At 73.6% G+C, this 15,729-nt stretch carries 13 protein-coding genes; 5 read left to right on the top strand and 8 right to left on the bottom strand.

Features of this window, described 5'->3' with window-relative positions; all coding sequences use genetic code 11:
- The first annotated feature begins 29 nt into the window (after positions 1-29).
- From ACZ619_RS43135 to ACZ619_RS43115, 5 genes are all read left to right on the top strand, one after another.
- Positions 30-1,346: a cytochrome P450 gene (locus tag ACZ619_RS43135; RefSeq protein ID WP_469611401.1), complete on the top strand. Its 1,317-nt coding sequence runs from the start codon at positions 30-32 to the stop codon at positions 1,344-1,346.
- A 62-nt stretch (positions 1,347-1,408) separates the two neighbouring features.
- Complete coding sequence (locus ACZ619_RS43130; protein ID WP_469611399.1) at positions 1,409-2,950, top strand: GMC family oxidoreductase; 1,542 nt, start codon at positions 1,409-1,411, stop codon at positions 2,948-2,950.
- A 56-nt stretch (positions 2,951-3,006) separates the two neighbouring features.
- Positions 3,007-4,500 (top strand): aldehyde dehydrogenase family protein, encoded by a 1,494-nt coding sequence (locus ACZ619_RS43125; RefSeq protein WP_469611397.1) that lies wholly within the window; start codon positions 3,007-3,009, stop codon positions 4,498-4,500.
- 33 nt (positions 4,501-4,533) lie between these two features.
- Positions 4,534-5,553 carry a zinc-binding dehydrogenase gene (locus ACZ619_RS43120; protein ID WP_469611395.1) on the top strand — a complete coding sequence of 340 codons (1,020 nt, stop codon included), beginning with the start codon at positions 4,534-4,536 and terminating at the stop codon, positions 5,551-5,553.
- A 52-nt stretch (positions 5,554-5,605) separates the two neighbouring features.
- On the top strand, positions 5,606-6,910 hold the full coding sequence (locus ACZ619_RS43115; protein ID WP_469611393.1) for a flavin-containing monooxygenase: 1,305 nt from the start codon (positions 5,606-5,608) through the stop codon (positions 6,908-6,910).
- Between the two features lie 331 nt (positions 6,911-7,241).
- On the opposite strand, the gene ACZ619_RS43110 is transcribed toward ACZ619_RS43115, so the two are convergent.
- The 8 genes from ACZ619_RS43110 to ACZ619_RS43075 all read right to left on the bottom strand — a co-directional run bounded on the left by ACZ619_RS43110 (position 7,242) and on the right by ACZ619_RS43075 (position 15,722).
- The gene (locus ACZ619_RS43110) at positions 7,242-8,471 is read right to left on the bottom strand and encodes a cytochrome P450 family protein (RefSeq protein WP_469611391.1); all 1,230 of its coding nucleotides are present in this window, start codon (positions 8,469-8,471) and stop codon (positions 7,242-7,244) included.
- 51 nt (positions 8,472-8,522) lie between these two features.
- Positions 8,523-9,863, bottom strand: coding sequence for an MFS transporter (locus tag ACZ619_RS43105; protein ID WP_469611389.1), 1,341 nt, complete (start codon positions 9,861-9,863; stop codon positions 8,523-8,525).
- A gap of 176 nt (positions 9,864-10,039) precedes the next feature.
- Complete coding sequence (locus ACZ619_RS43100; RefSeq protein ID WP_469611387.1) at positions 10,040-11,743, bottom strand: AMP-binding protein; 1,704 nt, start codon at positions 11,741-11,743, stop codon at positions 10,040-10,042.
- 5 nt (positions 11,744-11,748) lie between these two features.
- On the bottom strand, positions 11,749-12,549 hold the full coding sequence (locus ACZ619_RS43095) for an enoyl-CoA hydratase/isomerase family protein (RefSeq protein ID WP_469611385.1): 801 nt from the start codon (positions 12,547-12,549) through the stop codon (positions 11,749-11,751).
- Entirely contained in the window at positions 12,546-13,289 is a 744-nt protein-coding gene (locus ACZ619_RS43090; RefSeq protein ID WP_469611383.1) for an SDR family NAD(P)-dependent oxidoreductase, read from the bottom strand. The genes ACZ619_RS43095 and ACZ619_RS43090 overlap by 4 nt, the downstream gene beginning before the upstream one ends.
- Positions 13,286-13,795 carry an iron-sulfur cluster assembly protein gene (locus ACZ619_RS43085; RefSeq protein WP_469611381.1) on the bottom strand — a complete coding sequence of 170 codons (510 nt, stop codon included), beginning with the start codon at positions 13,793-13,795 and terminating at the stop codon, positions 13,286-13,288. Before ACZ619_RS43085 ends, ACZ619_RS43090 begins: the two co-directional genes overlap by 4 nt.
- Positions 13,792-14,835, bottom strand: a complete 1,044-nt coding sequence (locus ACZ619_RS43080; protein WP_469611379.1) for a Phenylacetic acid catabolic protein — start codon at positions 14,833-14,835, stop codon at positions 13,792-13,794. Before ACZ619_RS43080 ends, ACZ619_RS43085 begins: the two co-directional genes overlap by 4 nt.
- Complete coding sequence (locus ACZ619_RS43075; protein ID WP_469611377.1) at positions 14,835-15,722, bottom strand: Phenylacetic acid catabolic protein; 888 nt, start codon at positions 15,720-15,722, stop codon at positions 14,835-14,837. Before ACZ619_RS43075 ends, ACZ619_RS43080 begins: the two co-directional genes overlap by 1 nt.
- Between the last annotated feature and the right edge of the window lie 7 nt (positions 15,723-15,729).

Below are 15,729 nucleotides of genomic sequence, written 5' to 3'. Positions count from 1 at the left end.
CCGGCCCCACACCACGAGGGAGAACACCGATGTCCGTCATCCCACTCGACCCCGGGCGTCCGGGCGGCCCGGGGTACCCGGCCGGGGCCGAAGGGCCTTCGACGACCGCCACACCGACCTTCGACCCCACCTGCGACGAGCAACTGGCCGACCCCTACCCCGTCTACGCACAGATGCGCGCCCAGTGCCCGGTGCTCCACGACGCGGGCCGGGACATCTGGATCCTCACCCGCCACGAGGACGTGGCGCGCGTCGTCCACGACCCCGAGGCCTTCTCCTCCCAGAGCGCGGTGCGCATCACCGCGGGACCCGAGCCCGACGAGGTCAAGCAGGTCCTGGCGGAAGGCTGGGCGCTGACGCCGAACCTGACCGAGAGCGACGGCGAGGAGCACACCCGGCTGCGCCTGGCCGTCAACCGCGTCTTCACCCCGCGGCGCGTGGCCGCGCTGGAGCCCTTCGTCCGGGACACCGCCGAGGAACTGATCGACCGGTTCGCCGCGGACGGCCGGGCCGACATCATCGAGGGCTACGCCTGGCCCCTGCCACTGATCGTCATGGCACGGATCCTGGGCATGCCGCCCGGGGACGTGCCGCTGCTGCGGCAGTGGAGCTCCAACTGGCTGAAGCTGTCCGTGGGCACCGGCGAGCCCGCCGAACGCGCCGAGTGGGCCCGCGACGTCGTCACCATGCAGCACTACGTGACGGGTCTGCTGGACGACACCGGCCGGGCCGGCGAGGACTCCCTCGTCTCCGCACTGGCGCGGTACGGCACCGAGCACGGGCTCGACGACGTGGAACTGATGCGCATCGTGATGAACCTGATCATCGCCGGGCACGTCACGGTCACCCGCGCCATCGGCAACGGCCTGGTCACCCTGCTGGAGCACCCCGACCAGCTCGCCGCCCTGCGCGAGGGCGAGGCGTCCGCCGAGGCGATGGTCGAGGAGATCCTGCGCTTCGAGTCCCCGGTGCAGGGCCTGTTCCGCACCGTGACCCGCGAGACGGAACTGGGCGGCAGACGCCTCGTGCCCGGCGACCGCGTGATGGTCCACTGGGGCTCCGCCAACCGGGACGGCTGCGTCTTCGACAACCCCGACGACTTCGCCCTCACCGACCGCCCCCGCCGGCACCAGATGGCCTTCGGCCGCGGCGTCCACGCCTGCCTCGGCGCCTCCCTTGCACGGCTGCAACTGCGCGTCGCCATCCCGCTGCTCTTCGACCGCCTGCCCGGACTGCGCCTGGGCCCCGCCGGCTCCCGTACCCGCGAACGCCTCGTCATCGCCCGCGGATTCGAGGAACTGCAGCTGCACTGGAACCTCCCGTCCCGGCGGGAGGCCGCATCATGACCGCACCAGCACCCGGCCCGCGCCACCCGGCCGGCCGGCCCCGGACCGAGTAGGCGGCCGCCATGACCTACGACGTGATCGTGATCGGCGGCGGATCCGCCGGCTGCGTCCTGGCCAACCGGCTCAGCGCCGACCCGCGGCGCTCGGTCCTCCTGCTGGAGGCGGGCCCCGACTTCGCCACCACCGACGACACACCGCCGGACATCAAGGACGCCACCTACGCCCCCTACACCTACGACTGGGGCTACCACTCCGCCCCGGACGCCTTCGGCAACCAGGTGCCCGTGCCGCGGGGCCGCGTCATCGGCGGCAGCTCGGCCGTCAACGTCTGCGTCGCCATGCGGGCCCGCCCCGCCGACCACGACGCGTGGGCCGCCGCGGCCGGCGACGCCTGGGGCTACGAACGGATGCTCCCCCTGTACCGGCGGATGGAGCACTATCCCTACGGCGAGGAGAAGTACCACGGCCTGGGCGGCCCCTACCGCATGACGCTGCCCGCCCCCGAGGACCTGGGCGAGCACGCCGCCGCCGCCGAACAGGCGGGCCTGCGCCTGGGGCATGCGCAGGTCTCCGACCTCAACGCGCCCGGGGTGCCCGGCTTCGCCCGCACCCCGCTCAGCGCGGCCGACGGCATACGGCTGAGCACCGCCATCGGCTACCTCAACCCCGTGCGCGAGCGGCCCAACCTCCAGGTGCGCGGCGACACGCTCGTCGACCGGGTACTGCTCCGCGGCACCCGGGCCCGGGGCGTGCGGCTGGCCACCGGGGAGGAGATCCCCGCCCGGCACGTGGTGCTCGCGGCCGGCGCCTACAACTCGCCCGCCATCGCCCTGCGGTCGGGCATCGGCGACCACGGCGAGCTGACCGCACTCGGCATCGACGTGGTGGCCGACCTGCCCGGGGTGGGACGCAACCTCACCGAGCACCCCGCCTACTGGAACGTCCACGCGGCCAAGCCCCCCCGGGCCGAGGCCCGCTCGGTGTTCGGCAGCGTCCTCAGCGTCGCCACCGGCCAGGGCGAGCCCGACTTCGACGTCCAGATCCTGCCCTCCGCCGCGGTACCGGCCGGCAGCCTGCCCGAACAGTTCGTGCCACGGGCGGAAAACCACCCCACCGGCTGGGACATGGTCTTCTTCGTCTCCTGCGTCCAGCCCCGCTCCCGCGGCAGCGTACGGCTGGCCTCGCGCGACCCCGGGCACGCGCCGGCCATCGACCTCGGCCTGTACACCGCCGCCGACGACGCCGAACGGGTCGCCGACGGGGTCCGTCTGGCCCGCCGTCTGGCCCGCACCCGCCCGCTGGCCGACCTGCTGGCCGACGAACGGATACCGGGTACGGACATCAGCGACCGCGAACTGGCCGAGGCCGTGCGCCGCGCCCCGGCGCACTACAACCACGCCAGCGCCACGATGCGCATGGGCCGCTGCGACGACCCGGGCGCCGTGGTCGACGCCGACGGCGCCGTGCACGGCGTGGAGGGCCTGAGCGTCGCGGACGCCTCGGTGTTCCCCGCGATGCCCCGCGTCGCCACGAACGTCCCCGCCGTCGTGGTCGCCGAGCGGATCGCCAAGGCACTGTGCGAACGACTGGCCCCGCACACCTGATCCCCACCACCACCAGACCGAGCCGGCGACGCCGGCGCCCTACCAGGAGGAACCCCGTGTCCACGACCGCCGAAGCCGTACAAGTCCTGAGCACCCGCTGGTCGTCCCAGAACGAGGCCGACCGCTTCACCGTGGACGACCCGGCCACCGGCCGGCCCCTGACGGTCATCCAGGGGGCCGACGCGGACCGGGTGGACCAGGCGGTCAGGACCGCCCACGAGGCCCACTACGCGTGGAAGGCCCGCACCCCGCGCGAGCGAGGCCGCTGGCTGTACAAGGTCGCCCAGGTCATCCGCGAGCACGCCGACGAGATCGCGGCCCTGGAGTCCAGCGACAACGGCAAGCCGTTCACCCAGGCGCGCCAGTTCGACCTGGAGGGCGCGGTCACCATCTTCGAGATGTTCGCCGGCCTGTGCGAGGCGATGCCCGGCCAGGTACGGGACGCGGGCAGCATGCTCGACGTCACGGTGCGCGAGCCGTTCGGCGTGGTGGGCGCGATCGTGCCGTTCAACTGGCCCCCGCTGCACACCGCCGGCAAGCTCGCCCCCGCCCTGGCTGCGGGCAACGCCGTGGTCATGAAGCCGCCGGAGCAGGCACCCCTGTCGGTGCTGCGCATCGCCGAACTGGTCCAGTCGGTGCTGCCGGACGACGTCGTGCACATCGTGCCCGGCGGCGGCGAGGTCGGCGCCCACCTGGCCGGCCACCACCTGGTCGGCAAGATCTCCTTCACCGGCGCGCCCACCACGGGCCGGGCCGTGATCAGGACGGCCGCCGACAACCTGACGCCGACGCTGCTGGAGCTCGGCGGCAAGAACGCCCTGATGATCTTCGACGACGCGGACGTGGACTCGGCGCTGCGCTGGGCCGTCGAGGGCGGCTACTTCAACCAGGGCGAGGCCTGCACCGCTTCCTCCCGCGTCCTGGTCCACGCCGACCTGCACGACGAGGTGGCCCGCCGCCTCGCCTCCGCCGTCGCACGGCTGAAGGTCGGCGCCGGCTCCGACGCCGCCACCCACGTCGGCCCCCTGGTCAGCCCCGCACAGCGGCAGCGGGTCCTGGACTACCTCGACATCGGCGTCCGCGAAGGCGCGACCATCGCCGCGCAGGCACCCCTGCCCACCGACCCCGAACTGGCCGACGGCTACTACGTACCGCCGACCCTGTTCACCGCCGTCAGCCCCGACATGCGCATCGCACAGGAGGAGATCTTCGGGCCCGTCGTGTGCCTGATCCCCTTCCGCGACGAGGCCGAGGCCGTCCGCATCGCCAACGGCACCGAGTTCGGCCTGGTCGCCGGCGTGTTCACCCGCGACTCCGAGCGCGCCCTGCGGGTCAGCCGCGAACTGAAGGCCGGCATCGTGTTCGTCAACCACTACAACCGCGCCTTCACCGGCACCCCGTTCGGCGGCGTCGGCGCCAGCGGATACGGCCGCGAACACGCCCTGGAGACCCTGCAGGAGTACAGCTTCAGCCGCAGCCTGCGCCTGCCCTCCGGCCGCGAGGAGATCCCCCGCTGGGCCCCCTCCCTCGACGTCGTCGACGAAGCCTGACCGCAAACCGGACATCAGCAAGGTGGTTGCCTCATGAAGACGACGATGCGCGCGGCGGTCTGCGTGCGGGCGGGCGGTCCGCAGGTCCTGCAGATCCGCGACCTGCCCGTCCCCGAGGTCCGCGAGGGCTGGAGCCTGGTACGCGTGGAGGGCGCGGGCCTGAACCGCTCCGAACTGCGGACCCGTCAGGGACATTCCCCGGGCGTCTCCTTCCCCCGCGTGCTCGGCATCGAGTGCGTGGGCACCGTGGCCGACTCCACCGACCCCGGGCTGCCGGCGGGCACGACGGTGGCCGCGCTCATGGGGGAGATGGGCCGCCGGTTCGACGGCGGCTACGCGCAGTACGCGCTGCTGCCCAACGCCCTGCTGATGCCGGTGACCACCACTCTGCCGTGGGAGGTCCTGGCCGCACTGCCCGAGACCTACCTGACCGCGCACGGCGCCCTGGACGCCCTGGGCGTCCTGCCCGGCGGGGGACGGCTGCTGATCCGCGGCGGCACCTCCTCGGTGGGGCTGGCCGCGCTGCAGATCGCCGCCGCCCACGGCATCGAGACCGCGGCGACCACCCGCAACCAGAGCAAGACAGACGCACTGAAAGCGGCCGGCGCCGACCACGTCCTGCTCGACGACGGCCGGCCCCCGGCCGACGCCCTGCACGCGCTGTGGCCCGACGGACCGGACCACGTCCTGGACCTGGTGGGCACCCACACCGTGCCCGACTCGCTGCGGCTGGTGCGCCGCGGCGGGACGGTGTGCGTGGCGGGTTCGCTCAGCGGCTGGCTGATCCCCGACTTCGAACCGATCGCCATGATCCCCACCGGAACCCGCCTCACCGCCTTCCACAGCGACACCCTCAAGGGCGCCGGCGGCCAGGGCCTGCTGCAGCGCATCGTCGACGCCGTCCAGGCCGGCCGCTACCGCCCCCGCCTCGATGCCGTCTTCGCCCTGGACGACATCGAGGCGGCCCACCGCCGCATGGAGGCCGACCAGGCCACCGGCAAGACGGTCGTACTGCCCTGGGCCGACGCCACCGGCGGGGACGCCGGCCCATGACGCACCACCGCGCCAGCACACACCACACCCCAAGCGGACCAGGAGCGCAGCCATGATGACCGAGTTCGTCGAGACCGCCGTCGTCGGAGGGGGCCAGCAAGGCTGCTCGGTCGCGGGCTGCCTTGCCCGCCTCGGCTACCGGGCGGCGGTCTTCGAGCGCGGAGAGATCGGCCAGACCTGGGCGAAGGAGCGCTGGGAGAGCCTGCGCGTCAACACGCCCAACCGGACCGTCACCTTCCCCGGCATGCCCTACGACGGCGACGACCCCGAGGGCTACATGCCCGCCCGCGAGGTCGCCGCACGGCTGCGGCGCTACGTGGCCCAGGCGGGCATCGACGTGCGCGAGCACACCCCCGTGCGGTCCGTCGCCTCACCTCTCGACACGCCCGACCACCCCGACGCACGCTTCCGCCTCCACCTGGAAAACGGCCGAACCGTCGAGGCCCGCAACGTCGTCGCCGCCCTCGGCGGCTACTGCGCACCGCGCCTGCCCGAACTGACCGCCCGGATCGACCCGTCGATCACCCAGCTGCACACCCGCTACTACCGCACCCCCCAGTCGCTGCCACCCGGCGCGGTCCTCGTCGTCGGCTCGGGCAACAGCGGCCAGCAGATCGCCGAGGACCTCAGCGACGCCGGCCGGCAGGTGTACCTGGCCGTCGGCCGCCACAAGACCTCGCCGCGCCGCTACCGCGGCGCCCAGGTCCTGGACTGGCTGCAACTGCTGCCGCTGGAGGGCAACCTGGAGTCCGCCTCCGGCGGGCGCGGCAACTCGCCGGTCCTGCCCGGCGTGTCGGTGCTCACCGGCAAGGCCGGCGGCCGCGACCTCAACCTCGGGGTGCTGGCCCGCAAGGGCGTCACCCTCGTCGGCACCGTCCGCGGCGCACAGGGCGACGTCCTGCACCTGCAGGACAACGTCCGCGCCGTCGCGTGGGCCGCGGCCCACGCCGAGTCCGAGCTCCTGGCGGCCATCGACACCGCGATAGCGCGGCACGGCCTGGTCGTGCCCGGCCGCACGCCCGCAGCCCCCTTCGACGACGCGCTGTTCACGGACTACGGGGACAGGCTGGACCTGACCGCCCACACCATCACGTCCATCGTCTGGGCCACGGGATTCGTACCCGACTACCGCATCCTGCCGCCCGCCGCCCTGAACGACACCGGCATGCCGGTGCACCGCGCGGGCGCGGGCACCCTGCCGGGGCTGTACTACGCGGGCCTGCCCGAGGGCGGTTCGGTGATGCCGCTGCTCATCGCCTCCACCCGGACCCAGGCGGAGCGGGTCGCGCACGGCATCCACCTCGACAACACACTGCGCCACCGCTCGCCGGCGGCGCTCGGCCCGCTCTGGGCCTGAACCGCAGCCGCCTTCGGCACCCGGCACGACGCGGGCAGGCAGCGGCGCCCGGCGGGAGGTCCCGCCGGGCGCCGCCGTGCTGCCCGGGCGCCCGCACCGCAACGGCCCTCCCGGCCCGCTGCGTCGACGGCGTGCAGGGAGCGGTCGACGTGCCCGGCTCCACGCCCCCGGTGGCCCTACCGGCCGGGAGGGGCGAACGGCGCCGGCCGGGACGTGATCCCGGCCGGCGCCGTGGGGGAGCGGCCCCGGCCATCGGGCGATGCGGCCGCGGACACACCCCGGCGCCGCCCCGGGGTTCCCGGCAGGCGGCGCCGGGGCGGCGCGGGGCCCCTCAGGCCGGTCGCAGGACGACGTCCAGGCGCCGGGGTCCGTTGATGATGAAGGACTCCACGCGCGGGGGCTGCTGGCCGGGGTGGGCCAGGGCGAGCTCGGGCAGCCGGCCGAAGAGCGTGCTCAGGGCGACGTCCGCCTCGAGGCGGGCGAGGTGCGCGCCGAGGCAGAAGTGGGGGCCGTGGCCGAACGCGAGGTGCTCCTTGCTGGCCCGCGCGGGGTCGAAGCGTTCGGGGCACTGCGGGTGCAGGTGCGGGTCGCGTCCGGCGGCCGCGAAGGCGACCGTGATCGCATCGCCCTTGCGGATGACGACGCCTTCGCCCAGGTCGATGTCCTCCAGCGCGCAGCGCATCGGTATGTGCATGATCGGGCCCTCGATACGCAGCGTCTCCTCGATGACGTCCTTCCAGCCGATGGTCCCCCCGCGGATCAGAGCGAGGGTCTCGGGATGGCCGAGCACGGCGTGGACGGCGCTGGTGATGAGGTTGACGGTGGTCTCGTAACCGGCGCCGATCATCAGGAACAGCGTGCCCAGCAGCACGTCCTCCGACAGCGGCTCCTGGCCGGGGCCGGCAGGCAGCAGCAGGTCGCTGGTCAGGTCGGCGGCCGGGTACTGGCGCTTGTAGCGCAGCAGTTCGCCGAGCCGCTCGTACAGGGTGTCGTTGGCGGCCTGCGCCTCCTTCGGGCCGAGGGAGGAGTTCAGCACCGCGTCGATCCCGGTGCCGATCGTGGTGCGCAGGTGGCCGGGGACGCCGAACAGGTCGCAGATGACGGTGATGGTCAGGGGCAGCGCGAGGGCCTGGCGGATGTCGGCGACGGACCCCGGGGGCAGTGCGGCCAGGGCGTCGATCAGCCGGTCGGCGGTCGCCTGGACCTGCGGGCGCATGCGTTCGACCTGCCGCGGTGAGAACGTGGGGGCGACCCGGCGCCGGGAGGTGCGGTGCTGCTCGCCGTAGAAGTTGAAGAAGCTCTGCTGCAGGGCGAGGGCGGCCAGCGGCCAGCCGTCGGGCATGCGGGCGAGGTCGGGCCAGTGCCGCCGTATGTCGCGCGAGACACGCGGGTCGTTGGTGAGCGACTGGATCACGCTGTGCCGGGTGACCGCCCAGGCGCGGACGGGTCCCGGAAGCTCCACCAGCACGGCGGGTGCCTCGCGCAGCGAGGTGGCTTCCGCGTGCATCGCCCGGCCGGTGGGGTCGAGGACGGGGCAGCGGGTGACGGACAGGGCTGTCATGGAGGACTTCCTGACTTCGGATCGGACGGGGAGGGCTGCGCCGGCCTCCGCTCAGCTGCCGGCGGTGGCGACGTCGGCGGGCGCGGCCACCGGCCGTACGGCAGTGGCGGGTCGGGCGGGTGAGCCGGCGGGCCGCTCGCGCAGGAACAGCGACGCGGCCAGGCCGATGACACCGGTCGCGGCCATGTACAGGGCGATCGGTATCCAGCTGTGGTAGGTACCGAGCAGGGAGGTGGCGATGAGCGGGCTGACGGCGCCGCCGAGCAGACCGCCCACGTTGTAGCTGATGGACATCCCGGAGTAGCGCAGCGCCGTGGGGAACAGCTGCGGGTAGAAGGCGCCCTGCACGCCGTAGTTCGCGGCGAACCCGGCGAACAGGACCAGGAAGCCCAGCGCCATCAGGGGCAGGGACCTGGTCTGAAGCAGCGGGAACCAGGCGAAGGGGGCCACCGTCATGACGGCGATGCCGCCGACGAAGAACCCTTTGCGGCCTCGGCGGTCCCCGAGCCGGCCGAAGAACGGCATGGCCACGATCAGGAAGACGCACGACCCGGCGAGCAGCGTCAGCATCTGCGCGCGGCCGGCGTGGATGCTCGCGGCGTATTTGAGCGAGAACACCGACCCGAGGTAGAAGACCAGGAACATCGGCAGCGCCGACAACGACGCGCACAGGGTGAGCAGACCGTGCCGCCCGACGATCTCCAGCGCCGGCACGGTCCTGACGCCGCCTTCGGACTTGACCTGCTCGAACTCGGGGGTCTCCGCCAGCCGCAGCCGCACCCGCAGCGCGAAGGCCACGAGCACCGCGCTGAACAGGAACGGCAGCCGCCACCCCCACGACAGCACCTGACGGTCCGGCAGCAGGGTGACCAGCAGCAGCACCCCGTTGGCCAGCAGCAGCCCCCAGGCGTTGCCGGTGCCGACGACGGCCGTGAGCAGGCCCCGCCTGCCGGGCCGGGCGTTCTCCAGCGCCATCAGGAAGCCGCCGCTGGACTCCCCGCCGAGCGAGCATCCCTGGACGAACCGCAGGACGGTCAGCAGGACCGGGGCGGCGACCCCGATCGTGCGGTAGGTGGGCAGCAGGCCGATCAGAACCGTCGCACCGCCCATCACGGTGAGCGTGGTGACCAGCGTCGTCCTGCGGCCCAGCCGGTCCCCCAGGTGCCCGAAGACGACCGCGCCGAGCGGCCTGCCCACGAACGCGACCGCGAACGTCGACAGCGACAGCAGGGTTGCGGTGGCGGGCGCGAAGGAGGGGAAGAACAGGGTGCCGAAGTACAAGGAGGAGAAGGAGCCGTAGATGAGGAACTCGTAGAACTCGATGCTGTTGCCGATGAGGCTGCTCAATACGGCCTGGGTGCGCTGCCTTGCGGGGGCGGGGCCGGGTGTCATGGTGTCTCCGAGGCTCAGTGGGCGAGGGTGCCGGTGAGGTGGTGCGGCCCGGGGGGCGGTACAGGCGGGCGGGCGGCGCCGATGGCACGGCGCGGCCCGCTCACCGGCCGGATGAAGGGCGCCCGTGGCACGGCGCGAACACCGCCCCCGGACAGCCGCACCCGGGGAGCGGGGCGCTAGCCGGAAAAGTCCTCCTCCCACCACTCCTGCGGAGAGCGCGTGCGCCGCTGCTCCTCGCGCCTGCGCAGCTCGGCCCGCTGGGTCTTGCCGGAGACGGTCTTGGGCAGCTCGGCGAACTCGATCCGGCGTATCCGCTTGTAGGGGGCGAGGTGCTCGCGGGCGTGCGCGAGGATCTGCTGCGCGGTCCGCGCCTCCGGCTCGTAGTCGGCGGCCAGGGCGATGTAGGCCTTGGGTACGGCCAGGCGCAGCGGCTCGGGTGAGGGCACCACCGCGGCGTCGGCGACGGCCGCGTGCCGCAGCAGCACGCTCTCCAGTTCGAAGGGGGAGATGCGGTAGTCGGACGCCTTGAAGACGTCGTCGCCGCGTCCCAGGTAACGGAAGAGGCCCTCGGCGTCGCGGGTGGCGAAGTCGCCGGTGTGGTAGAGGCCGCCGTGCAGGGCGCGCGCGGTCGCCTCGGGATCGCCGAGGTAGCCGCTCATCAGGCCCAGGGGCCGGCCGGCCAGCGGCAGGCAGATCTCGCCTTCTGCCGCCCCGTCGAGGAGGGGGGTGTTGGTCCGCGCGTCCAGCAGGGCCATGTCGTAGCCCGGCAGCGCCCAGCCCAGCGCGCCCTCCACGGCCGGCATCCCCGGCGGGGTGCCGATCTGGGCGGTCGTCTCGGTCTGCCCGTAGCCGTCCCGTACCGTGACGCCCCAGGCGTCGCGGACGCGGTGCACGACCTCCGCGTTGAGCGGTTCCCCGGCGGCCACCGCCTCGCGCAGCCGGATCGGCCACCGGGTCAGGTCCTCCTGGATGAGGCTGCGCCACACGGTGGGCGGCGCGCAGAAGGAGGTGGCCGCGTAGCGCGACATCATCTCAAGCAGCGGACGGGCCGCGAACCGGGGCTGGTTGACGACCAGGACCGACGCCTGCGCGTTCCAGGGGGCGAACAGACAGCTCCAGGCGTGTTTGGCCCACCCGGGCGAGGAGATGTTCAGGTGCACGTCACCGGGGCGCAGACCGAGCCAGTACATGGTCGACAGGTGACCGACCGGATAGCTCAGCCCGGTGTGCCCGACCATCTTGGGACGGGCCGTGGTGCCGGAGGTGAAGTAGATGAGCGAGGGGTCCTCGGGCCGGGGCCGTACCGCCTCCCGCAGCGGTGCGGCGGTGTAGGCCTGCTGGTAGTCCTGCCAGCCCGCCACCGGGCCTCCGACGGCGACGCGTGTCCAACCGCCGTGCAGGCCCTCCAGCCTGGGGGTGAGGTCGGCCTGGGCGATGACGTGGCGCACCGCGCCGCGCTCCAGCCGTTCGGCCAGGTCCTCGGGGGTGAGCTGGACGGCCGCGGGGATGACCGCGGCGCCCAGCCGGAACGCGGCCAGCACGCACTCCCACAGCTCCACCCGGTTGCCGAGCATGAGCAGGATGCGCTCCCCGCGCCGCACGCCGATCGAGTGCAGCCAGCCGGCCACGCGCCGGGAGCGTCCGGCCAGTTCGGAGAAGCTCAGCGCGGTGTCGGCGAGGACCGCGCCCTGCCGGTCGAGGTCGACCACGCGCAGTGCGGTGGCGTCGTTGCCGTCGGCGATGACGTCGAACCAGTCCGCGACCCAGCTGAACGTCTCGCCGAGTGCGGGCCGGGGGAAGGCGCGGGCGCGCGGCAGGTCCCCGTAGGAGGACAGCAGGTGGTCGCGGGCGCGCCGGAACGCTTCGGTCGCTTCACGCATGACGGCTACCTCCCGTTGAAGGCGGCGCGGCCGGGCCCCTCGGCGGCGAAGGTCCGCATGCCGGTGAGCCGGTCCTCGGTGGCGAACAGGGCGGCGAACACCGCCCGTTCGATGGCCAGACCGCAGGCCAGGTCGGTCGCAAGACCCTGGTCCACGGCCGTCTTGGCGGCGTGCAGGGCCAGCGCGGGGCCCTTGGCGAAGCGCCGCGCCCAGCGCAGTGCGCTGGGCAGCACCTGGTCGGTCGGCACGACCTGGTCCACCAGGCCCAGCTGCAGGGCCTCGTCCGCACCGACCTGGCGGCCGGTGAAGATGAGTTCCTTGGCCTTGGCCGGGCCGATCAGCCGGGGCAGCCGCTGGGTGCCGCCGGCTCCGGGGACGACGCCGAGCAGGACCTCGGGCAGCCCCAGGCGTGCCTCGGTACCGCAGATGCGGGCGTCCGCGGTCAGCGCCAGCTCGCAACCGCCGCCGAGGGCGGGCCCGTTGATCGCGGCCACCACCGGTTTGGGGATGGCGGCCACCGCGTCGAAGGCGCCCTGGAGGACGGGCGCGTGCCGCACCATCTCGGCGTGCGTCATCGCGGCCATCTCCTTGATGTCGCCGCCGGCCGAGAAGGCCGTGGGCCCGCCGTACAGGACCACCGTGCGGATCCGCTCGTCGCCGGCGGCCTGCTCGGCCGCGGCGCGCAGCGCCGACTGCGCCGCACGGTCGAGCACGTTCAGCGGCGGCCGGTCCAGGCGCAGGATGCCCACCGCTCCGTCGAGGTCCAGGTACGCGGAAAGGCGTTCCACCGTCGGTGCACTGGTCATGACCACAGCAGGCCTCCGTTGACTTCGAGGACGTGGCCGTTGACGTAGCTGGATTCGGGACCGGCCAGGAAGACGGCCGCGTCGGCGGCCTCGTCGGCGCCGCCGGGCCGGCCGAGCGAAAGCCGGGTCTTGTAGCGCGCCCAGATCCTGTCGTTCTCGGTGAGCTGCCGGCCCATGCCCTCGTCGAGGATGCCGGGGGCCAGGGAGTTGACCAGGATGCCGCGGGGGCCGAGCTCGATGGCGCTGACGCGGGTGAACATCTCCACCGCGGCCTTGGTGGCGCAGTATCCGGCCGCTCCGACGGCGACCCGGGTGGCCATGCTGGAGGAGACGTTGACGATCCGGGGGGCCTGGCTGCGTTCCAGGTAGGGGATCGCGGCCTGGGTGCACAGGAACACCCCGGTCAGGTTGGTGGCCACCATGTCCTGCCAGTCGGTGACCGGCAGCCGCTCCACCCGCCCGTCCCGGCTCACCCCGGCGTTGGCGACCAGGATGTCCACGCCGCCGAAGAGGCCGGCGGTCTCGGCCATCAGCGCGGTGACCGAGTCGGGGCTGGTGACGTCGACCGGGACGTAGGCGCCGCGGCCGGGGGAGAGGTCGAGGACCTCCTTGATGTCGTAGGGGTTGCGGGCGGCGCACACCACCTGCGCGCCCTCGAGCAGATAGCGTTCGGCGATCGCGCGGCCCAGTCCCCGGGAGCCCCCGGTGATCACGGCCGTCTTTCCGGCGAGCCTCATCATGATCCTCCTTGCCTGACGTCGGGGACCGGGAGCACGGCGCGGCAGCCGGCCGTACCGATCACATCGAAGGGCGATCCGCAGCCGCGGCAGTCGTAGGGCACCTTGCAGACCGCGCCGCCGAAGCGGCCTGCGCGGACGACGTCCTCGCCGGCGCAGTAGGGGCAGCGGGGCGTGCTGCCCGCCACGCGGTAGCCGGCGCTGCGCAGGGCGTCGTGCCCGGCGGCGGTCACCGCGGCGGGCTGCCATGTGCCGCGCTCCCACACGATCTCGACGGCGTGCCCGGGTGCGGCGTCGGTGAGGGCGGTGCGCACCCGCCGGGCGATCTCCCCGCGGGCGGGGCAGCCGAGCCGGGTGGGGGCGAGGCGGACCACGATCCGGCCGTCGGTGCGGGAGAGCGAGCGCACCACTCCGAGGTCGCCCAGGGTGACGTCGATCTCGGGATCGAGCACGTCGTAGACGACGGCGGTGAGCGGGTCGGGGGCCGGGGTGGCCGTGGGGGCGTTCACAGGAACACCTCCGGGGCGTAGTGCTCGCGCACGAGGCGGCCGCGTGCGAGGCAGCCGGCCAGGACGCTGCCGCCCCGGCCGGCGGCCCGTGGCACCGGCTGGTGCGGCAGGCGGGAGCCGGGGACGCCGCTGTCGCCGATGCGTGCGGCCAGACGCGCGTGCAGCGTTTGCGTCGGGGCGTTGTGCGGGTCGGCGCCGAACAGGTCGCCGGCGCAGTGCGTCACGTCGGCGTAGGCCTGTGCGAACTCCTGTTCCGTCTCGGGCCAGGCGGCCAGCGCACGTGCCCAGCGCCGCCAGTGCTCCAGGTGGACCAGCTGTTCGTCGCGGATGGCGGCGAACGCGGGCTCATCGGCGGCGCGTTCCTCGGCGAGCACGCTGACGGCCGCGGCGAGCACCAGCCCGCACGCCACGGTGGACGGCCAGTCGGTAAGCAGCCCGATGACACGGGAGACCCGCCACTGCTCCTGCGGCCGCTCGAAGAGGTGGGCGTCGGCGGCGGAGGCGTCGAATCCGTGCAGCGTCAGGATCGTCTCGGCATGCGCGAGCGCCTCCTGGCCGATCGAGCCGACCGCCAGCGACTCCTCCAGGTCGATGTAGTCGACGATGCGCTCGCCCAGCCGGTTGCCCAGCACGAACAGGTCCTCGGCGAGCGCCGGCCACAACCGGCTCGGGCCGGGGCCGGTGGCCCCGCGCTGATCGCCGGACCCGGCGGACGCGGGTTCCTGCTGCGGCGGGGCAGCGGTGTCCGGGGTGGTGGAGCGGTCGCGGCGGCGGGTGGTGGGGAAGCCGGGCTGGCGGTGCGGCATCCGGGTCTTGGCCGCGAGCAGGCCGCGGTCGCCGGCGCTGGAGACGATCAGGTCGGTGCGCCGTACCACCCAGAGCCGGAAGAGGTCGTCGCGGCGCCCGTAGGTCTCCTTGGCCAGGTGCCAGGCGGCGTCCCGGCGCGGCGCCACCAGGGAGCCGACGTGGTGCAGCGGCGAGCCGCTGCCGGTCTGCGCGAACACCTCGTAGACGTCGGTGTCGGTGGGAACGTGCGGCATCACGCCACCCCCCGCAGTGCGCGCCGGTAGCGCGCGTTGCGGTCCAGGGCGCCGCGCACCCACTCCAGCCGGCGCTGCGAGGCGGGGCCGCCGCCCGCGATGACCTTCTTCACCTCGGCCCAGTCGGGCATCGCGAACTCCCATTTATCCGAGGGCAGCCGGCGGGCCAGCGCGGGGTCCACGTGCACGCCGAGCTTCTCGAACACCGGGATGATCTTGCTGAGCCAGGCCTGGCGCAGCTCGTCGTTGCCGTCGGGCTTCAGGCCGATCTGGTGCATGCGGTTGGCGTGCAGGGTGTCGGTGTCCGGCGGGCCGAGGTAGGCCAGCACCCGCGGCAGCCACGTCTCGAAGCCCTCCTGCACGCGGCGGCGCTGGTCGGCGTCCCCGTGCGTGAGCACCTCGTGGGTCAGGTCCAGGGCGTGCTGGTAGTGGAAGGACTCCTCGCGCTCGATCTTGCGCAGCGCCCGGCCGTAGGGCAGGTAGACGCCCTTCATCAGCGACCGGAACTGGAAGATCGCCGCCGAGTTCATCAGCAGCAGCCCGGGGCCGAACTCCTCCCAGGAGGCGAAGGAGTAGTGGAAGATGTTGTGCACCTTCGAGCGGCCCTCCAGGTAGTCCACCAGGATCCGCTCGCGGGGCATGCCCAGGTCCTCGGCGACCCGCGCGGCCACGTGCCCGTGGCCCACCTCGTCCTGGACCTTGGCCATCAGCATCTGGCGCCGGGTGCAGCTGGGCGCGCGGTCCAGCCACTCGGCGAACGGCAGCACGCCCACCAGCTCGTTGAGCGCCTGGACGGTGGCGAACCGCCGGGCGCCTTCGCGCACTTCGTCGGGCATCGGGTCCCACAGTTCGTAGCAGCGCAGTCCCGCCGCTGTCGCAGTCGGCATGTCTGGT

Source organism: Streptomyces sp. NPDC104367 (assembly GCF_055583825.1).
The sequence above is the reverse complement of the archived record's forward strand: the minus strand, read 5'-3'. Positions and strand labels throughout refer to the sequence as shown.